Here is a 20,318-nt window from a genome sequence, read left to right as displayed (position 1 = left end):
CAGTTCGGCCGTCATGCCGTTGAGGCGGCGCCGGCGGAGGACGAGGCTCACGGCTACTTGATCAGCGACGTGATCTGGAAGATCGGCAGGTACAGGGCCACGATCATTCCGCCGACCACGACGCCCAGGAAGGCGATGAGGAGCGGCTCGATGAGCGAGGTGAGCGCTTCGGTGGTCGCCTGGACCTCGTCGTCGTAGAACGTCGCGATCTTCTCGAGCATCGTCTCGAGCGATCCGGCGTCCTCGCCGACGGAGATCATCTGCGTGACCATCGCGGGGAACACGCCGGCCTCAGTCAGCGGCACGGCGATCGACTCGCCCTGACGCACCGACTCGGCCACATCGACGAGCGCCTTCTGCAGCACGTAGTTGCCGGAGACCTCGCCGACGATGCGGAGTGCGGTCAGGATCGGCACGCCGGCGGCGATCATGTTGGAGAAGTTGCGGCTGAAGCGGGAGATGGCGATCTTCTGGATCAGCGGGCCGAACACGGGCAGCTTGAGCTTGAGCGGATCGACGACCGACCGGACACGGTCCGTGTTCTTGTTCACACGCCACCACGCCGAGAAGGCGATGATGACGACGATCGCGATCGGAATCACGTAGACCATCGCATGCGACGCGTAGACGAGCAGCTGCGTCGGCAGCGGGAGCTTCCCGCCCAGCGACGAGAACATCTTCGCAAAGATCGGCACGATGAACGTCAGCATGATGACGACGGCGACCAGCGACATGCAGAGGACGACGACGGGATAGGTCATGGCCGACTTGATGGTGTTCGTCAGCTTGACCTCCTTCTCGAAGTTCTCGGCGAGAGAGTCCAGGGCGCCGTCGAGGAAGCCGCCGGTCTCACCCGCGCGCACCATGTTGATCATGATCGGAGGAAGCCACTGCGAGTGCTTGCCGATCGCGTCCGAGAACGACACACCGGTCTCGACGTCCTCACGCACCTCGGTCAGGATCTTGGCGAGCTTCTCGTTCTCGGTCTGCTCGGCGAGGATCGACAGCGCCTTGAGCAGCGACAGGCCCGACGAGATCATCGTCGACATCTGGCGCGCCATGATGGCGAGGTCCTTGAGCTTGACGCCCTTCGAGAAGCCCGGAATCGAGATCTCGCGCTGGAGACCCGTCGCGCTCGACTCCGAGATGGCGATGGGCGAGACGCCCATCGTGCGGAGGCGGGTGACGACGGCGCCCTCGCTGGAGGCCTCGACCTTTCCCTTGACGACCTTGCCTGCGGCGTCGCGGCCGCGGTAGGCGAAGGTGAGTGCGGCGGCCATCAGTGCTCGTTCCTCGAGAAGGAGTCGCCGAAGTCGATGCCGCCGGCGTTCATGCCCGCAGCGGCCCCGGTGTCGGTGCGCGTGACGAGGCGGTGGAAGCCCTCCTCGTCGTGCACCTTCTCCATGGCGGCCTTCAGGGTGATCTTGCCGGAGTTGACCAGGTCGGCGAGGTCCTGGTCCATCGTGTGCATACCCAGATCGCGACCCGCCTGCATCGACGAGGAGATCTGGTAGGTCTTGCCCTCGCGGATCAGGTTGCCGACGGCAGGCGTCATCATCATGATCTCCGTGGCGACGATGCGACCGCGGCCGGTGGCGCGGGGCACGAGGGTCTGGCAGACGACGCCCTGGAGCGTCGAGGCGAGCTGCGTGCGCACCTGGTCCTGCTGGTGCGGCGGGAACACGTCGATGACGCGGTCGATCGTCTGGGCGGCGTCCTGCGTGTGCAGGGTCGCGAAGACGAGGTGGCCGGTCTCGGCGGCGGTCAGCGCGACGGAGATGGTCTCGAGGTCGCGGAGCTCGCCGATCAGGATGACGTCGGGGTCCTGGCGCAGCACGTGCTTGAGCGCGTTGGCGAAGCTGTGGGTGTCGGCCCCGACCTCGCGCTGATTGACCAGCGCCTTCTTGTGCTTGTGCATGAACTCGATCGGGTCCTCGACCGTCACGATGTGGTCGGCCCGAGTCTCGTTGACGAGGTCGATGAGGGCGGCGAGAGTCGTCGACTTGCCCGAACCGGTCGGCCCGGTCACCAGGACGAGACCGCGGGGCAGGCCCGCGAACTTGCCGATGACCGGGTCCATGCCGAGCTGGTCGAGCGTCTTGATCTCGGTGGGGATGAGACGGAAGACAGCGCCTAGGACACCCCGCTGCTGGTAGAAGTTCACGCGGAAGCGGGACTCGGGTGAGAGCGCGTAGGCGAAGTCGAGCTCGAGCTCGGTGTCGAACTGGTCCTGGCGGTCGGCGGTGAGCAGGCTCGCCAGTGCCGTCTGGACCTTGGTGCGGTCCCACGGGGTGGGCGAGATCGCAGGCTGGAGGTGGCCGTCGACGCGGATCGTCGGAGCGGCGTCGACCGTGATGTGGAGGTCGGACGCCCCCTGGAAGACGACCTGGCAGAGAGCCTCGATGAGGTCCTTATCGGCGTCGTGCCGCGCGTGGTGGCTCAGGTTCGTCTGGGCGGCGGCGCCGGCGGGGTCGAAGCTCGACTCCGCGGGCGCGGGCAGGGCGGAGGGGGTACCGACCCAGGCGGGGGCATCGGAGGGTGCAGGGGCGGCGAACGCGGGGGCGGCGCTCTCGGGCGCGGGGGCAGGGGCCGACGGGAACGACGACGCGGGCCACGCCGGCGCCGCGGACGGCGCGGGCAGGTCGAAGACACGGGGGCTCTCGGGGGCGCGGCCGAGTTCCTGCGTCTCCAATGCGGCTGCCGACTCGGGCACTATCACCTCGTGGAACGCGGCGACACCTGGGGTGAGCGGAGATGTCGGCTCCTGCTCGCGGTACCAGCGTCGGCTGCCCACGGGCGCCGGGGTCCAGCCGCCGGCCGGCTCGGCATCGGAGGCGTCGTCGAGCGAGTAGACGGGGCGCGGTGTGCCGTCGTCGTAGGTCGGCTGATCGTAGAGCGGTTCACTCATCGGTCTTGTCCTTTGCGGGGGTGTGTGATCGTTGGGGAGTGGCGGGGCCTAGGCCACGACACGGAGGATCTCTTCGACGCTGGTGAGGCCCTGCTTAGCCTTCTCCCAGCCGTCCTGACGGAGCGTGAGCATGCCCTGCTCCTGGGCGAGGCGTCCGATCTCGGCGCTGGAGGCGCGCTTGACGGCGAGGCGTTCGATCTCTTCGGAGACGCTCATGACCTCGTGCAGCGCCACGCGGCCGCGGTAGCCCGTGTTGGAGCACGACTGGCAGCCGGCCGGCTCGAAGATCTGCGGCGGAGCCTGGTCGGGGTCGATGTGGAACTTGAGCGCGTTCAGGTGCATGGGCGTGTACTCGGCGGGGCGCTTGCAGCGGTCGCAGAGGCGGCGGGCGAGCCGCTGGGCGACCACGCAGTCGAGCGCCGAGCCGACGAGGAACGGCTCGATGTCCATCTCGGTGAGGCGGACGATCGCCGACGGCGCGTCGTTGGTGTGCAGCGTCGAGAGCACGAGGTGGCCGGTGAGCGACGCCTCGATGGCGATCTGCGCGGTCTCGTGGTCGCGGATCTCACCCAGGAGCACGACGTCGGGGTCGGAGCGCAGGATGCTGCGGAGGGCGCTGGCGAACGTGAGGCCCGCCTTCGGGTTCACCTGCACCTGGTTGATGCCCTGCATGCGGTACTCGACCGGATCTTCGACCGTGATGACGTTGATCTCGGGGCGGGCGACGGCGTTGAGCGTCGTGTAGAGCGTCGTGGACTTTCCTGAACCGGTCGGGCCGGTGACCAGGATCATGCCGTAGGGCTTCGAGTACGACTCGGCGTACACGTCGAAGTTGCGCTCGAGGAGGTTCAGATCGCGGAGCGAGAGCGACGTGTTCGAGTTGTCGAGGATTCGCATGACGACCTTCTCGCCCCACACCGTGGGGAGGGTCGCGACGCGGAGGTCGATCTGCCGGTTGCCGTGGCGCACCGACATGCGGCCGTCCTGGGGGCGGCGGCGCTCGGCGATGTCGATCTCGGACATGATCTTGAGGCGCGAGATCACGCCGTTCTGGATGCTCTTGGGGGCCGGCTGCATCTCGTGCAGGACGCCGTCGATGCGGTAGCGGACCCGCACCTCGTTCTCGCCAGGCTCGATGTGGATGTCGGAGGCCTTGTCGGTGATGGCCTGCGAGACCAGCAGGTTCACGAAGCGGACGATCGGGACGTCGTCGTCGGGACCCGACGCGATGTCCATCGAAGCGGCGTCCTGCTTGTTCTCCTCCTCGAGGGTGGAGGTCAGGTCGTTGAGCTCGTCGTCGGCGCGGATGTACCGGTCGATGGCGCTCCGGAGGTCGCCCTTCTCGGCCATGACCCACTCGATCGGCATGCGGCTGGCGGCACGGACGTCGTCCAGGGCGAAGACGTTGCCGGCGTCCGAGACGGCGACCAGGAGCAGGCCGTCCTTGATGGCGATGGGGAGGGCGCTGTGCCGGCGGCAGACGGCCGACGAGACCATGGTGACGGCGTTGCGGTCGACGGGGTAGTCGACGAGCTCGACGAACGACATGTTCGCGGCCTGCGCTCGCGCCTTCGCGATCTGCAGCTCCGACACGACGCCGCGCGCGAGCAGGTCGCGGACACTGGCCTCCTCGTCAGACGGGTTGGCCATCAGGTCGAGCTGCTCGATCGGCAGGAGACCGTGCAGAATCAGGATCTCGGTCATCGACGCCATGGGGACCTCCTTGGACAGGTGTGCCGAGCGCTGTCCCGAGCGACACGGCGATGCCTGCTCGTGGAGCGGGCTTCGTAAGTGTCACCCGGTAGCGACACGGGGTACACGTCCCAAAGGGAGTGGCACCAGTGCGGGGGTGGGCCTTTCGGCGGACCTTGTGTCGGTCGACCCCCTGGCCGGCCACGACTATCTCAGGTTCGTATCAGCGACCGTCATCGCTCGCGACCGCGGCGAAGACGGAAGCGGTATCGGGGTCGGTGCACAGACGGCGTTCACCCTGAGGCTTTCGGCGCAGCGGCGCTGGCGCTTGACCGAATCGGGCGATCCGACTCTCGACCCCTGCTCGTGTTCGCGGGCCAATATTCCAGCCGTCGTCTCGATGACCGTTCGGTGAGGCATGAGGTGGCGGTCAACTACGTCGGCCTCGATCTCTAGGGGCCCGCGCTCGGTGCCACTGACATGCATGACCGCGTGGCCCTAGGCCGGATGCGCGAAGACCGTCAGGAGGTTGAGGGTGCGGGCGCCCGATGCCGGATTGGCGAGATATGGCACGGACAGACCTGTCAATGTGACATTCCAGGTGAGATAGACAAGTATGTGGGAATGGGTCGATGTCGACCCATCCCCTGGCGGTGCGTTACAGCACACCGCGAGCCGGTCACGGAAATGCCGTGTCCTATCACTGTTGGAGCAATGATGATTAATTGTAGATCTTCTCGATCGCGGAACACCTGGGTCGTAGTCACGGCATTGATCGCGCCAGCACTCTTGGGAATTGCTGCGCCGACGGTCGCGTCGGCTGCCACGCCCACGATCACGTCAAGTGTGACCTCGACCAGAACGGCCGCTCCGATCTCTGTAGCGTCGGCGGCCGCAACAACAGAGGGCATTGTCCCGGCCGGGGGAATCGCTCCCGCCGGTGCGCAAACAATGGAACCACGGGGCGCCATCGGCACATTGCTGAAGCTTTTCGCGACGGGAGTCAAGAAGGTTCCGGGACTCTGGAGCACTTTCGCGTCCGGAGTGAAGAAGGCCTACTCGTGGTTCGCCAACCACACATGGAAGGCCGTCAAGGCCGTTGCAGCCGCCGTCTCGTTTTTGCTGAACGCCTATGACATCTGGAAGGGCTTCCACTAGCAGCAATGGAGCGGCGGGCCACCGCCCGCCGCTCCTCCTCCCCCCTTCCCCTCCCCTGAGACACGAACGGAGCACCATGACCCACCCCTCAGACCGGGCCGCCCGCTGGATCCCTCAGGAGTCGTGGGCATGCCCCGTCCTGGCGGCGGCCAGCCTCATCCTGGTCGTCTTCGACACTCGGCTGTCGCTCATCCCCCTGGCTCTGGCGTTCGCCCTGTTCGCCCACCTGGGCCGACGCGCCGGCGAACGCACCGAGCCTCGCCACGCGCTGATGGCATCGCTGCCGTTCATCATCGCGATAATCGTCATCCACGTGGTGAGGTGGACGACCGCGTGAGTGCCGACGACACCACTGCCGACACGGTCGTCGTCGGTCTCACCGTCGCCGGCCTCCAGAAGGCCTACAGCGGCGCCCCGGCCGTGAACGGCGTCAGCTTTGACTGCGCCCCGTCGAGCGTCACCGCCTTCCTCGGCCCGAACGGATCGGGCAAGTCCACGACGCTGCGGATGATCACGGGGCTATCGCGCCCCGACAGGGGTTCGAGCACCTTCGATGGATCGACGATCGCTGAGCTGGAGAACGCCGGTTCGACGGTCGGGGTGCTCCTCGACGCGAGCGCGCACCACGGCGGGCGGTCCGTCAAGGAGACCGTCGCCCTCGCGTGCATCGTCATGGGCGCCCCGCGATCGCGCGCGGAGGAATGCATCGAGTTCGTCGGGCTCACCACCGCCTCGAAGCGCCGAGTCGGGGCGTTGTCGCTGGGAATGCGCCAGCGTCTGGGACTGGCGATCGCCCTGATCGGCGATCCCCGCTACCTGATCCTCGACGAACCCGCCAACGGGCTCGACCCGGAGGGGATCCACTGGATGAATCAGTTCCTCCGCGAATTCGCCGACCGGGGCGGGACGGTCCTGCTCTCCAGTCATCATCTGAACGACATCGAGGCCGTGGCCGACCATTTCGTCATCATCGACAAGGGTCGCGTGACAGCCGACTATTTGACCGGAACCCTCCCGTCCAGGCCACGGACCAGCTTCGTGCCGAGCGACGCGAACTCCTTCCTCCGGGCTCTCGACGACAGGGGAATCGCGTGGACAGCCACGCCCGGTCACCGAGAGATCCTGGCCGAAGTCGATTCGATGGCGATCTGGCATCTCTCGGCCGAACTCGCCCAGCCGCTGGAGTCGCTGACCCCCTTGAACGATCAGTCCCTCCACTCGCTCTTCCTCTCATCTACGACCGGCGAGTTCATCGGCGGAACCCTTTCGAATCGAGATCCGCAGTGATGCAGGCACGACGACTCCTCGAGGCCGAACTGCGCAAGTGCGTCGACACCATCGCGTCCCGGTGGGTGATCGCGGCCATGATCGTTCTCAGCTGCGCGGCCCTCACGATCAACAAGATCGCCGACGTCGATGACTTCGGCACGTTTGTCCGGGGCGCGACGCTGCCTCTTCCTGCGCTCCTGCCGATCCTCGCCGTCCTGGCGACGACTGGTGATTGGACTCAGCGGTCGGCGATGACGACCTTCGTGCTCGTCCCACAGCGCTCGCTCGTCCTCGGCACTCGCCTCGTCGCGGCGGTCATCATGGTCCTGGGAGTGACTGCCGCCATCTCGGTGATCTCGCTCGCCACGTTCCTCGTCCTCTTCCCGGGCGGGGCGTCGAGCGTGTTGACCGTGCAGACGGCCTCGAGCCTCCTGTCGATGACGGGACTCTCGACGGCTGCCGCTCTGACCGGCACGGCGGCGGGCTTCCTCCTGCTGAGCACGCCGCTCGCGATCACCACCACGTTGCTGCTGCCATTCGTTTACGACGTGGGTATCGGCCTTGCACTCCCTCACGTGGCGCCGTGGGTCTCGATCCTTGCGTTCAGCGCCTGGATGACGCAGCCGGAGTGGGCCTGGACGACGACGCACGGCACGGAGGTCGGCATCGGCCCCGCGCTCACCTCGTTCCTCCTGTTCGTGATCGCGCCGATCGTACTGGGGTGGTGGAGGCAGCTTCGTCGCGAGGTGAAGTGATCCGACGTGCAGTGACACGTCGTGCAGTGACACGTCGCGCAGTGACGCGACGGAACTCGGGGCCACCTGACGCGCACCACGAGCCGCCATGGGGAGAGTCGCGTCAGTACTCGCGCACCAGGCTGACGGACGAGCCGATCGGCATGAAGCCCAGCCCCTCGTAGAGGCCGGTCGCGCCCGTGGGGCTCTCGGAGTCGACGTCGAGCACCGAGTGGGCGAGCCCCGCCGCAGCGTGAGCGCGCATCGTGCGAGTCAGCAGCGCCTGCGCCACGCGGCTGCCTCGCCACTCGCGCTTCACGCCGACGTACTCGATATAGCCGAACGGGTGGCCGGCCTCGACCCACTCCGCCTCGTTGACGCTCGTGAGCACGAACGCCACGACGTCGTCCGTCGCTGGATCGACTGCGACGAACGACAGGTCGGGGCGTGCGATCGGCAGGGCGGCCGTCGCCTCCCAGTCAGCCTGCGTCGTCGGCTGCGAACCCCAGTGGTCGCGGAACACCTCGTTGCGCGCCTGGCGGGTCCGCTCCGACCAGTCCGGGCCGTATGCCTGAATCCTGAGCGCAGGAACGAGGGGCACCTCTTCGACGCCACCCGCGAGATCCCGGGTCAGCTCGAGCCACCACCGTCGCTTCCCGAACCCGTGACGCTCGAACAGGTCCAGGATCCACGTGGCACGCGCATCCGCGTGGGTGAGGGTCCAGCCGGGCAGGGCACGCTCGCTCGTTGCGAACTGCTCCTCGGCGCGCGCCACCTGCCACCGCAGGAGCGCCGTGCCGATGCCTTCGCCGCGGCGGTCCGGGTGAACGGCTCCAGGGATGCTGGACCGCACCAGGGTCTCCTGGCTTGGCAGCAGGACGGCGAACCCGTACGCGACCATCCGCCCGTCGGCGTCCTCGGCCACGACGGTGTCGCGCTCCGGGTCGAGCTCCTCGCGCGCCAGGTCGTGCACGAACTCCTCGAGCGTGAACACGAAGTCGGGGTGGTCGACGAGCCCGGCGGCGTTCGCGACGGCGAGGACCCCGGCGGCGTCGGTCGCGCGCATGCGGCGCCAGGTGACCGGAGGGAGTTCCTGCGATTCGCGGCCCTGCGCCCTCGGCGCCTCTTCGGGGAGGCCCACAGGCTCGGCAGGGGCGATCACGCGGTCGCGGAGGGGCGTCGTCGTCTGGTCCACTCCCCCAGTGTGACGGATCCGCTCGGCAGACGCAGGAAGGCCCCGCCACGCAGTGCGTGACGGGGCCTTCCCTGTGGAGCGGTGGTGCTGACTAGCTGTAGCTGCCCGGCGTGAAGTCGTCAGACGAGAACGAGTCGAAGTCGACGAAGCTGAGGTCAGCCTCGTTGAACGACGCGTCGTCGGTGAAGACACGGTTCGGGTAGCGCTCGGCCTTCGCCTCTTCGGTGGCCTCGACGGCCACGTCGCGGTAGCGGCTGAGGCCGGTACCGGCCGGGATCAGCTTTCCGATGATGACGTTCTCCTTGAGGCCCATCAGCGGGTCGCTCTTGCCCTCCATGGCGGCCTGCGTGAGAACACGCGTGGTCTCCTGGAACGAAGCGGCCGACAGCCACGACTCGGTCGCGAGCGAGGCCTTCGTGATGCCGAGGACCTCCTGGCGAGCCGAAGCCGTCTTCTTGCCCTCGGTGAGAGCGGCGCGGTTGATCTCGTTGTACCGCATGCGGTCGACGAGCTCACCCGGCAGCAGGTCGGTGTCGGCGTGGTCGACGACGGTGACCTTGCGGAGCATCTGACGGACGATGACCTCGATGTGCTTGTCGTGGATCGGCACGCCCTGCGAACGGTAGACGTCCTGGACGCCGCCGACGAGGTGCTGCTGAACCGCACGGACGCCCTTGACTCGCAGGACCTCCTTGGGGTCGACCGCACCGGCGATGATCTGCTGGCCGAGCTCGACGTGCTGGCCGTCCTCGATGAGGAGGGTCGAGCGCTTGAGCACCGGGTAGATCACCGGCTCGTCGCCGTTGTCGGGCGTGAGGATGACGCGACGCGAACGGTCGGTGTCTTCGATCACGACACGGCCGGCGCTGTCGGCGATGGGCGACGCACCCTTGGGGGTACGAGCCTCGAAGAGCTCCGTCACGCGGGGAAGACCCTGCGTGATGTCGTCCGCCGAAGCCGAACCACCGGTGTGGAAGGTGCGCATGGTCAGCTGCGTGCCGGGCTCGCCGATCGACTGGGCCGCGATGATGCCGACGGCCTCTCCGATGTCGACGAGGTTGCCGGTCGCGAGCGAACGGCCGTAGCACTTCGCGCAGACGCCGACTGCCGACTCGCAGGTCAGGACGGAGCGGACCTTGATGGTCTCGACACCGGCCGCGACGAGCTCGTCGATCAGGACGTCTCCGACGTCAGCGCCCGCCTCGGCCACGACAGTGCCCTTGGGGTCGACAGCATCGGCAGCGAGGGTACGGGCGTAAACCGTGTTCTCGACCGTCGCGTCACGGACCAGGACGCCGTCGGCGCCCGGAGCCGCGATCGGCATCTCGAGACCGCGCGTGGTGCCGCAGTCGTCTTCGCGGATGATGACGTCCTGCGACACGTCGACCAGACGACGCGTGAGGTAGCCCGAGTCGGCCGTACGGAGAGCGGTGTCGGCCAGGCCCTTGCGTGCACCGTGCGTGGCGATGAAGTACTCGGCGACCGACAGACCCTCGCGGTACGAGGAGATGATCGGACGAGGGATGATGTCACCCTTCGGGTTGTTCACCAGACCACGCATACCCGCGATGTTGCGGACCTGCAGCCAGTTACCACGAGCACCCGACGTCACCATGCGGTTGATGGTGTTGTCCTTCGGGAAGTTCTCGCGCATCGCGGCGGCGACCTCGTTGGTCGCCTCCGTCCAGATCTTGATCAGGTCGGCGCGACGCTCGGCGTCCGAGATCAGGCCCTTGTCGAACTCGCCCTGGACCGCTGCGGCCTGCTTCTCGTAGCCCGCCACGATCTCCGGCTTGCGCGGAGGCGTGAGGATGTCCGAGAGCGCCACGGTCACACCGGAACGCGAGGCCCAGTAGAAGCCGGCGTCCTTGATGTTGTCGAGGGCAGCGGCGACAGCGACCTTCGGATACCGCTCGGCGAGGTCGTTGACGATCGTCGAGAGGACGCCCTTGTCGGTGACCTCCTGGACGAACGGGTAGTCCTCGGGGAGGGCCTCGTTGAAGATGGCACGGCCCAGCGTGGTCTCGACGAGGGTGGTGTCACCCTCGACGTAGCCCGCGGGAGCCTCGCCTGCGGCGAACGTCAGACCCGGGATGCGGATCTTGACGACGGCGTTGAGGTCGAGCGAGCCTTGGTCCTTGGCGAGGATCGCCTCGGACACGGACGAGAACGCACGGCCTTCACCGGTCGCACCCTCGGTGACGGTCGTCAGGTGGTGCAGGCCGATGATCATGTCCTGTGCGGGCAGGGTCACCGGACGGCCGTCTGACGGCTTGAGGATGTTGTTCGACGCCAGCATCAGGATGCGGGCCTCGGCCTGCGCCTCGACGCTCAGCGGGAGGTGCACGGCCATCTGGTCGCCGTCGAAGTCCGCGTTGAAGGCGGCGCAGACGAGCGGGTGGAGCTGGATGGCCTTGCCCTCGACGAGGAGCGGCTCGAACGCCTGGATGCCCAGACGGTGCAGCGTCGGCGCGCGGTTCAGCAGCACGGGGCGCTCGCGGATGATCTCCTCGAGGACGTCCCACACCTGCGGGCGCGAACGCTCGACCATGCGCTTGGCGCTCTTGATGTTCTGAGCGTGCGACAGGTCGATCAGGCGCTTGATGACGAACGGCTTGAAGAGCTCGAGAGCCATCTGCTTGGGCAGACCGCACTGGTGCAGCTTCAGGGTCGGCCCCACGATGATGACCGATCGGCCCGAGTAGTCGACGCGCTTTCCGAGCAGGTTCTGGCGGAAACGACCCTGCTTTCCCTTGAGCATGTCGCTCAGGGACTTCAGGGCGCGGTTGCCGGTACCCGTGACGGGGCGGCCGCGGCGGCCGTTGTCGAACAGCGCGTCGACGGCCTCCTGCAGCATGCGCTTCTCGTTGTTGACGATGATCTCGGGGGCGCCGAGGTCGAGCAGACGACGAAGACGGTTGTTGCGGTTGATCACACGACGGTAGAGGTCGTTGAGGTCGGAGGTCGCGAAGCGGCCACCGTCGAGCTGCACCATCGGGCGCAGCTCCGGCGGGATGACCGGAACGACCTCGAGCACCATGGCGGCCGGCGAGTTGCCGGTCGACAGGAAGGAGCTCACCACGCGCAGGCGCTTGATGGCGCGGATCTTCTTCTGACCCTTGCCGTTCGCGATCTGGTCGTGGAGGATCTCGGCCTCGGCCTCGAGGTCGAACGACTGGAGGCGCTTCTGGATCGCCTCGGCGCCCATGTGGGCCTCGAAGTAGATGCCGAAGCGGTCCTGCAGCTCGTGGAAGACGGCGTCTTCGGGCTTGAGGTCGCCGACCTTGAGCGTGCGGAAGTCCTCCCACACGCGCTCGAGACGGTTGATGTCCTCGTCGAACGCCTTGCGCGTCTGCGACATCTCCTTCTCGGCGCCGTCCTTGGCACGACGCTTCTGGTCGCTCTTGGCGCCCTCGGCCTCGAGAGCCCCGAGGTCGTCCTCGAGCTTCTTCAGGCGGTCGGCGATGCGGCTGTCGCGCTGCGACTCGAGCTGCTTGATCTCGAGGCGGAGCTCGTTCTCAAGGCCCGGCATGTCGGCGTGACGACCCTCGTCGTCGATCGAGATGACCATGTAGGCGGCGAAGTAGATGACCTTCTCGAGGTCCTTCGGCGCCATGTCGAGCAGGTAGCCCAGACGCGACGGAACACCCTTGAAGTACCAGATGTGCGTGACGGGGGCGGCGAGCTCGATGTGGCCCATGCGCTCACGACGGACGGAGGACTTGGTGACCTCCACGCCGCAGCGCTCGCAGACGATGCCTTTGAATCGGACTCGCTTGTACTTGCCGCAGGCGCACTCCCAGTCGCGGCTGGGTCCGAAGATCTGCTCTCCGAAGAGGCCGTCCTTCTCGGGCTTCAGCGTGCGGTAGTTGATGGTCTCCGGCTTCTTGACCTCACCGTGCGACCAGGCGCGGATGTTCTCGGCAGTGGCGAGACCGATCCGCAGCTCATCGAAAGTTGTTGCTTCGAGCAATGTGTATCCCTTTTTAGAAAAGTGTCGACGTTGTCGGGGGTGGGCTTAGATCTCGTCGATGTTCGACGACTCGAAGCGGGAGGAGATGTTGATGCCGAGCTCTTCCGCAGCGCGGAACACCTCGTCGTCGTTGTCGCGCAGGCTGACCGTCTGGCCGTCGGCAGACAGCACCTCGACGTTCAGGCAGAGCGACTGCATCTCCTTGATGAGCACCTTGAAGCTCTCGGGGATACCGGGCTCCTGGATGTTCTCACCCTTGACGATCGCCTCGTAGACCTTCACGCGGCCGAGGATGTCGTCGGACTTGATGGTCAGGAGCTCCTGGAGCGCGTACGCGGCTCCGTAGGCCTCGAGGGCCCAGACCTCCATCTCACCGAAGCGCTGGCCACCGAACTGCGCCTTACCACCCAGCGGCTGCTGCGTGATCATCGAGTACGGACCGGTCGAACGGGCGTGGATCTTGTCGTCGACCAGGTGGTGCAGCTTCAGGATGTACATGTAGCCGACCGAGACGGGCTCCGGGAACGGCTCTCCCGAACGACCGTCGAACAGGCGCGCCTTGCCGGACGAGCCGATGAGGCGCTCGCCGTCGCGGTTGACCAGGGTCGAGTCGAGCAGGCCGGCGATCTCGTCCTCCGACGCACCGTCGAAGACCGGGGTCGCGACCTTCGTGCCGGGCTCGGCCTGACGGGCGTGATCGGGCAGGTTGTTCGCCCACTCCTGGATTCCGTCGACGTTCCAGCCCTGCTTGGCGATCCACCCGAGGTGGATCTCGAGCACCTGGCCGAAGTTCATTCGACCGGGCACGCCCAGCGGGTTGAGGACGATGTCGACGGGGGTTCCGTCGGCGAGGAACGGCATGTCCTCGACCGGGAGGATGGTCGAGATGACGCCCTTGTTGCCGTGACGACCGGCGAGCTTGTCGCCCGCGGTGATCTTGCGCTTCTGGGCGATGAACACGACCACGCGCTGGTTGACGCCCGAGCCGAGCTCGTCGTCGCCGTCCTGCGAGTCGAACACCTTGACGCCGATGATCGTGCCCTGCTCGCCGTGAGGCACCTTCAGGGACGTGTCGCGGACCTCGCGGCTCTTCTCGTTGAAGATTGCGCGGAGCAGGCGCTCCTCGGCACTGAGCTCGGTCTCGCCCTTCGGCGTGACCTTGCCCACGAGGATGTCGCCGGGGCGGACCTCGGCGCCGATGCGGATGATGCCGCGCTCGTCGAGGTCGGCCAGCAGGTCCGGGCTGACGTTGGGGAGGTCACGGGTGATCTCCTCCTTGCCGAGCTTCGTGTCGCGGGCATCGACCTCGTACTCCTCGATGTGGATCGACGAGAGGGTGTCGTCCTTCACCAGGTTCTGGCTCAGGATCATGGCGTCTTCGTAGTTGTAGCCCTCCCACGGCATGAACGCCACGAGGAGGTTCTTGCCGAGCGCGAGCTCGCCGTTCTCGGTCGCAGGACCGTCGGCCAGGACCTCGCCGGCCTCGACGCGCTGACCGGCGTCGACGATCACGCGGTGGTTGTACGACGCACCCTGGTTCGAGCGGTCGAACTTGCGCAGGTAGTAGTCCTGCGTGCCGCCCTCGTCGAGCTGCACGGTGACGACGTCGGCGGAGACCTCGAGGACCACGCCGGCCTTGTCGGCGGTGACCACGTCACCGGCGTCGATGGCCGTGTAGCCCTCCATGCCGGTTCCGACGAGCGGCGACTCGCTGCGGACCAGCGGGACGGCCTGGCGCTGCATGTTCGCACCCATGAGGGCGCGGTTCGCGTCGTCGTGCTCGAGGAACGGGATGAGCGACGTCGCGACGGAGACCATCTGGCGCGGCGAGACGTCCATGTAGTCGACCTCGGCCTTCGCGACGAGCTCGACCTCTCCGCCCTTGCGGCGGACCAGGACCTTGTCGTCGGCGAAGTGGAAGTCGCCGGTGAGGGGCGCGTTGGCCTGGGCGACGATGAAGTCGTCCTCCTCGGACGCGGTCAGGTAGTCGATGTTCGCCGTGACCACGCCGTCGACGACGCGACGGTACGGGGTCTCGATGAAGCCGAACGAGTTGATGCGGGCGAACGACGCCAGCGAGCCGATCAGACCGATGTTCGGGCCTTCAGGGGTCTCGATGGGGCACATGCGGCCGTAGTGCGACGGGTGGACGTCGCGGACCTCGACGCCGGCGCGCTCGCGGCTCAGACCACCGGGGCCGAGGGCCGAGAGGCGGCGCTTGTGGGTCAGACCCGAGAGCGGGTTGTTCTGGTCCATGAACTGCGACAGCTGGCTCGTTCCGAAGAACTCCTTGATCGCGGCGACGACGGGGCGCACGTTGATCAGGGTCTGCGGCGTGATCGCCTCGATGTCCTGCGTGGTCATGCGCTCGCGGACGACGCGCTCCATGCGGGAGAGACCGGTGCGGACCTGGTTCTGGATCAGCTCGCCGACCGCGCGGATGCGACGGTTGCCGAAGTGGTCGATGTCGTCGATGTCGAGGCGCAGCTCGACGGGCTTGCCGTCGCGGGTGCCGGCGATCGTCTTCTGCTCGGCGTGCAGCGACACGAGGTACTTGATCGTGGCGACGATGTCGTCGACGGTCAGGACCGAGTCGGTCAGCGGCGCGTCCATGCCGAGCTTGCGGTTGATCTTGTAGCGACCCACCTTGGCGAGGTCGTAGCGCTTCGGGTTGAAGTAGAAGTTGTCGAGGAGCGCACGCGCAGCCTCGGCAGCGACCTGCTCGCCGGGACGCAGCTTGCGGTAGATGTCCTTGAGGGCCTCTTCCTTCGTGAGGATGGTGTCCTTCTCGAGGGTGGCCTCGATGGACGCGAAGCCCTTGAACTGCTCGGCGATGTCTTCGGAGGTGAGGCCGAGGGCCTTCAGGAAGACGGTGACGCTCTGCTTGCGCTTGCGGTCGATGCGGACGCCGACCTGGTCGCGCTTGTCGATCTCGAACTCGAGCCAGGCACCGCGGCTCGGGATGATGCGCGAGGAGTAGACGTCTTTGTCGGAGGTCTTCTCGGGCGTGCGGTCGAAGTAGACGCCGGGCGAGCGCACGAGCTGCGACACGACGACGCGCTCGGTGCCGTTGATGATGAACGTTCCGCGCTCGGTCATGAGCGGGAAGTCGCCCATGAACACCGTCTGGGTCTTGATCTCGCCCGTGAGGTGGTTCATGAACTCGGCGTTCACGTAGAGGGGAGCCGCGTAGGTCTTGCCGCGCTCCTTGCACTCGTCGATGGAGTACTTGGGCTCTTCGAGCTCAGGCGCGGTGAACGAGAGCTGCATGGTCTCGCCGAGGTCCTCGATCGGGGAGATCTCCTCGAAGATCTCCTCCAGGCCCGAGTTCACGGCGAGGTCGGTGCGGCCGGCAGCTTGGCCATCGGCGAGACGCGCCTTCCACACGTCGTTGCCGACCAGCCAGTCGAAGCTCTCCGTCTGAAGCGCCAGCAGGTCGGGGACCGTCAGCGTGTCGGTGATCTTCGCGAACGACAGGCGCGATGCGGCGCGGCCGTTCTTGGGTGAGTTGGTTTGTGCGTTGGGCGCAGCAGCCAAGGAAACTACCTCCATGGACACGAGGTCCTATGTCGTCTGTTCGGACAGTACGTTGTGTGTATCGTCGAACCCACCAGGTGCCAGGAGGCCGAGACCTCGGACAAGACACCACCTCATCGCGGGCCCTTCTCAGGGCCGCCTCGAGGAGCCTCAGACGACCGCAATATGACGGCTGAAGGCATGGGGAGCGCAAAGGTCAACTATATGCGGCTCCGACGCGCCCTGTCCAGTGGCATCGTTGACCTTTTTCGCGATCCCCGGTATAAGCCTCGCTGCGTAGCGTGCGTTCCGCCCCTCGCCCCCCTCTCCCGAAATTCAAGGAGATCTTCCCTGGGGGAAGGCGTTGACCCGGATCGGCAGGCCATAGCGCGCAGTTTCTCCTTGAAATTGCTGGGCGGGGACTGTCCACAGCTTCTGAGCGGCGCCCAGTTGTCCACAGGGACGTCGTTCCGGGGCTGAACGACTTGCAGATCCGGGCACAGTCACTCCATGGATCCAGGACTCGACATCGCCCTCCGCAGCCTGAACGGCCTCGCACGACGAGCAGAGCTGTTGAGGGCAGGCGCACCAGCCGACAGTTTCGGGCCCGCATGGGCCGCCGGCGAGATCCTGCGAGTACGTCACGGCGTGTACGCGCGTCCGGGACTCCCCGAGCCGATCCTTCGCGCCGCCCGGATCGGCGGCGTCTTGGCGGCCGCGTCGGCCGCGCCGTTCCTGGGGCTGTGGAAGCCGCCGCACGAAAGGCTGTTTGCGAGCGTCCGCCCGGGCGCCATGGGGCTCCGCGATCCTGACGATGCGACTCGCGCCCTCGACCGGATGCGAGACGACGTCGTCGTCCTTCACGATGGCGGACGACTCCGACCCGGCGCCCGACTCCACGTCGATGTGCGGACCTGCGTGCGGCAGACCGTGCAGCTGGAGTCTCCTGCGTTCGCCCTGGCTATCCTCAACTCGGCGCTTCGGGCAGGGCGACTCGACGCCGACGACCTCGCGTGGCTGACTACGTCGGCGCCCGTTCGCTGCCACCCGGTGCTCGCCGCTGCGGACCGCCGGGCCGAGTCCGGCACCGAATCGGTCATGATGTGGAATTTGCGCTGCGCGGGCATCGCATTCGAGCCCCAGGTCGTAGTCGACGGTGGTGAGCGCGTCGACTTCGTGGTCGGCCGACGAGTCGCAGTCGAGTGCGTCAGCGTCGAGCACCATGCGGGGACGGCCAACTACTCGAAGGATCGCCGACGTATCGCGTCGATCGTCCGACAGGGCTATGTCGTCCTGGAATTCACGTACGACCAGGTTCTCTACGACTGGCCAATGGTCATCGCGACAATTCGAGCGGCCATCGAGCGGGAGTACCTGGCCAACGCCCTCTAAGCCTCCGGCTCCCCAGAAATTTCAAGGAGATTATTCACCGCCCCGGCCGGTCTCAGAGGCGGTCCGGGCGCCCTGGCAATAATCTCCTTGAATTTCGGGGGCCGGGGCGAGGGCGGAGGCGAGACGAGGGCGGGGCGAGGAGGGGAGGGCTCAGAGACCGAAGGCCAGCCGCAGGCCGAGCCCGACCATCACGCACGCGATGACGGCGTCGAGCACCCGCCAGGCCCCCGGCCGCGCGAAGACGGGGCGGAGAAGGCGCGCACCGAACCCGAGGCCGGCGAACCAGAGGCACGACGCCGCGAGCGCGCCCCCGGCCCACCACCACCGCTCGTCGGGGCCCTGCTGGTTGGCGACCGAGCCGAGGAAGAGGATCGTGTCGAGGTACACGTGGGGGTTGAGCCAGGTGAGGGCGACAGCGGTGGCGACGGCGGCTCGGAAGGGGCGGTCGCGAGTTCCTGCGCCCGGGGCCAGAGCGGCGGGTCGGATGGCGCGGCGTGCGGCCAGGAGGCCGTACCCGATGAGGAAGGCCGAGCCGATGACGCGGATCGCGACGAGCGCGACGGGGGCGGCCTGCACGAGGGCTCCGATGCCGAGCACGCCGGCGAGGATCAGCACGGCGTCCGACAGCGCGCAGACCAGCACGACGGCTGCCACGATCCGGAGCCGGCCCTCGATGCCGATGCGCAGCACGTAGGCGTTCTGCGCTCCGATGGCGATGATGAGCGAGAGGCCGGTGGCGAGGCCGAGGAGCGCGGGCAGGAGCGTTGTGGTCACGAGGCGACGCTAGGGGGCGTCAGCGATTCAGTACAGCTAAAGATTCTCACTCTGCATAAGCTGAGCTAATGCACCGCGACCAGCTCGAGACGCTCGCCGCCCTGATCGACGAGGGCACCTTCGACGCGGCCGCCCGGCGCCTGCACGTGACGCCGTCGGCGGTCTCGCAGCGGGTGAAGGCCATGGAGCAGGCGGCCGGCCAGGTGCTCGTGCGCCGCACGTCGCCGGTCGAGGTCACCGAGGCGGGGGCCGTCGTGCTCCGCCATGCGCGCCAGGTCGCTCTGCTCGAGGCCGACACGCTCCGAACCCTGGGCGCAGGAACTGGCGCCACCGCCGTCGCCCTCGCCGTCAACGCCGACAGCCTGGCCACGTGGTTCCTCCCCTGCCTGGCGGGGCTCGGCGGCCGCGTCACGCTCGACCTCCGCCGCGAGGACCAGGAGCACACGGTGGGCCTGCTGCGGTCGGGCACGGTCATGGCCGCCGTGACATCGACGCGCGAGGCCGTGCAGGGGTGCTCGATCGAGCCGCTCGGCGTGATGCGCTACCGCGCGGTGTGCGCCCCGCGCTTCGGCGCGGCGCACGGGCTGCCGGGCACCCTCGAGTCGGCGCCGGTCGTCTACTTCGACCGGGACGACGACCTGCAGGAGGCGTTCCTGAGGCGGCGCGGACTGCTGGTCGGAGCGGCGCCGCGGCACTACATCCCGACGTCGGACGACTTCGCGCGGGCGATCGCGCTGGGGTTCGGCTGGGGCCTGCTCCCCGAGCAGCAATGCCTCTCGCCGCTCGAGGACGGCTCGCTGATCGAGCTCGCCCCCGACGAGCCGCTCGACGTGGAGCTCTTCTGGCAGCGCTGGAACCTGCGGTCGGAGACCCTGGACGCCGTGTCGGACACCGTGCGGGCCGGTGCCGCGGCGGCGCTCCGGCCACCAGCGGGGATCAGCGCGGGCTGACCACCTTCTGCGCCGCCCAGAGCGCGACCTTCTTCGGCAGCAGCCGCACGCCGACACGGGCGAGCACCGCGTTCGAGACGCCGTCGACGACGCTCGGCTGGTCGCGCGCCAGGGCGCGCTTCGTCGTGTCGATGAGCTGCGCGGTCGTGCGCTTGGACCTCGCGAAGTCCTCGCCGGCCACGTCGAAGAACGGCGTCTCGGTGGGGCCGGGGCAGAGGGCGAGCACTCGCACGCCGGTGCCCCGGGTCTCGTGCCAGAGCGCCTCGGTGAAGGACAGCACGTAGGCCTTGGTCGCTCCGTAGACGGCCATCAGCGGCAGCGGCTGGAAGGCGGCGTTGCTGGCCACGTTGATGATCGTGCCGCTGCGGCGCTCGATCATCGAGGGCAGGCAGCGCTGCGACAGCTCGGTGAGCACCTCGCAGTTGAGGCGGATCTGGTCGGCGAGACGGTCGGGGTCGGCCTCGGCGACGGGGCCGTGCGTGCCGAAGCCGGCGTTGTTCAGGAGGAAGTCGACGTGCAGGCCCGCGGCGGCGACGTCGGCCGTCAGCTCGGCGGCCGCGTTCGGCGCGCCCAGGTCGCGCGCCATCACGGTCACCGCGACCCCGGACGCGGCGCGGATCTCGCCGGCGAGCGTCTCGAGCTTGTCGGCGGAGCGGGCGACGAGCACGAGGTCGAGGCCGTCGGCGCCGAGGCGGCGGGCGAACTCGGCGCCGATGCCGGTGGAGGCCCCGGTGATGAGGGCGGTGCGAGAGGTCAT

The 20,318-nt window shown here is 67.6% G+C and carries 14 protein-coding genes; 6 read left to right on the top strand and 8 right to left on the bottom strand.

All coding sequences use genetic code 11. The features are described from left to right. Positions 1–53: 53 nt before the first annotated feature. Genes EDF46_RS14030 through EDF46_RS14020 form a run of 3 tightly spaced genes read right to left on the bottom strand, consistent with a single transcriptional unit; the run spans position 54 to position 4,621 of the window. Positions 54–1,280 (bottom strand): type II secretion system F family protein, encoded by a 1,227-nt coding sequence (locus EDF46_RS14030; RefSeq protein ID WP_123506923.1) that lies wholly within the window; start codon positions 1,278–1,280, stop codon positions 54–56. Then, positions 1,280–2,908 (bottom strand): type IV pilus twitching motility protein PilT, encoded by a 1,629-nt coding sequence (locus EDF46_RS14025; protein WP_123506922.1) that lies wholly within the window; start codon positions 2,906–2,908, stop codon positions 1,280–1,282. Before EDF46_RS14025 ends, EDF46_RS14030 begins: the two co-directional genes overlap by 1 nt. Positions 2,909–2,956: 48 nt before the next feature. Continuing rightward, on the bottom strand, positions 2,957–4,621 hold the full coding sequence (locus EDF46_RS14020) for a GspE/PulE family protein (protein ID WP_123506921.1): 1,665 nt from the start codon (positions 4,619–4,621) through the stop codon (positions 2,957–2,959). Positions 4,622–5,551: 930 nt separating this feature from the next. Here EDF46_RS14020 and EDF46_RS18045 point away from each other — a divergent pair. The 4 genes from EDF46_RS18045 to EDF46_RS14010 all read left to right on the top strand — a co-directional run bounded on the left by EDF46_RS18045 (position 5,552) and on the right by EDF46_RS14010 (position 7,782). After that, the gene (locus tag EDF46_RS18045) at positions 5,552–5,758 is read left to right on the top strand and encodes a hypothetical protein (protein WP_158614263.1); all 207 of its coding nucleotides are present in this window, start codon (positions 5,552–5,554) and stop codon (positions 5,756–5,758) included. Positions 5,759–5,834: 76 nt separating this feature from the next. Continuing rightward, positions 5,835–6,095 carry a hypothetical protein gene (locus EDF46_RS18750; RefSeq protein ID WP_233580042.1) on the top strand — a complete coding sequence of 87 codons (261 nt, stop codon included), beginning with the start codon at positions 5,835–5,837 and terminating at the stop codon, positions 6,093–6,095. Next, positions 6,092–7,045: an ABC transporter ATP-binding protein gene (locus EDF46_RS14015; protein WP_233580041.1), complete on the top strand. Its 954-nt coding sequence runs from the start codon at positions 6,092–6,094 to the stop codon at positions 7,043–7,045. The genes EDF46_RS18750 and EDF46_RS14015 overlap by 4 nt, the downstream gene beginning before the upstream one ends. Then, complete coding sequence (locus EDF46_RS14010; RefSeq protein ID WP_158614262.1) at positions 7,045–7,782, top strand: hypothetical protein; 738 nt, start codon at positions 7,045–7,047, stop codon at positions 7,780–7,782. Before EDF46_RS14015 ends, EDF46_RS14010 begins: the two co-directional genes overlap by 1 nt. Before the next feature lie 103 nt (positions 7,783–7,885). Here the strand turns inward: EDF46_RS14010 and EDF46_RS14005 are convergent, their stop codons facing one another. The 3 genes from EDF46_RS14005 to rpoB form a co-directional block, all read right to left on the bottom strand. Further along, the gene (locus tag EDF46_RS14005) at positions 7,886–8,956 is read right to left on the bottom strand and encodes a GNAT family N-acetyltransferase (RefSeq protein ID WP_199738283.1); all 1,071 of its coding nucleotides are present in this window, start codon (positions 8,954–8,956) and stop codon (positions 7,886–7,888) included. A 91-nt stretch (positions 8,957–9,047) separates the two neighbouring features. Next, positions 9,048–12,929: a DNA-directed RNA polymerase subunit beta' gene (locus EDF46_RS14000; RefSeq protein ID WP_123506918.1), complete on the bottom strand. Its 3,882-nt coding sequence runs from the start codon at positions 12,927–12,929 to the stop codon at positions 9,048–9,050. Between the two features lie 45 nt (positions 12,930–12,974). Continuing rightward, a complete protein-coding gene (gene rpoB, locus EDF46_RS13995; RefSeq protein ID WP_123506917.1) occupies positions 12,975–16,466 on the bottom strand; it encodes a DNA-directed RNA polymerase subunit beta in 3,492 nt (1,163 codons plus the stop codon). 489 nt (positions 16,467–16,955) lie between these two features. On the opposite strand from rpoB, the gene EDF46_RS13990 reads away from it, so the two are divergent. After that, the gene (locus EDF46_RS13990; RefSeq protein WP_123506916.1) at positions 16,956–17,837 is read left to right on the top strand and encodes a type IV toxin-antitoxin system AbiEi family antitoxin domain-containing protein; all 882 of its coding nucleotides are present in this window, start codon (positions 16,956–16,958) and stop codon (positions 17,835–17,837) included. A 150-nt stretch (positions 17,838–17,987) separates the two neighbouring features. Here EDF46_RS13990 and EDF46_RS13985 read toward each other — a convergent pair whose 3' ends face one another. Beyond that, entirely contained in the window at positions 17,988–18,611 is a 624-nt protein-coding gene (locus tag EDF46_RS13985) for a LysE/ArgO family amino acid transporter (protein WP_123506915.1), read from the bottom strand. Between the two features lie 68 nt (positions 18,612–18,679). Between EDF46_RS13985 and EDF46_RS13980 the strand changes: the two genes are divergently transcribed. Next, positions 18,680–19,561 (top strand): LysR family transcriptional regulator ArgP, encoded by an 882-nt coding sequence (locus tag EDF46_RS13980; protein WP_123506914.1) that lies wholly within the window; start codon positions 18,680–18,682, stop codon positions 19,559–19,561. Here EDF46_RS13980 and EDF46_RS13975 read toward each other — a convergent pair. After that, a complete protein-coding gene (locus tag EDF46_RS13975; protein WP_123506913.1) occupies positions 19,548–20,318 on the bottom strand; it encodes an SDR family oxidoreductase in 771 nt (256 codons plus the stop codon). The genes EDF46_RS13980 and EDF46_RS13975 overlap by 14 nt on opposite strands.

Source organism: Frondihabitans sp. PhB188 (assembly GCF_003752365.1).
GTDB lineage: Bacteria > Actinomycetota > Actinomycetes > Actinomycetales > Microbacteriaceae > Frondihabitans.
Note: the sequence above shows the minus strand (reverse complement) of the source record. Positions and strands in the feature narration are given on the sequence as shown.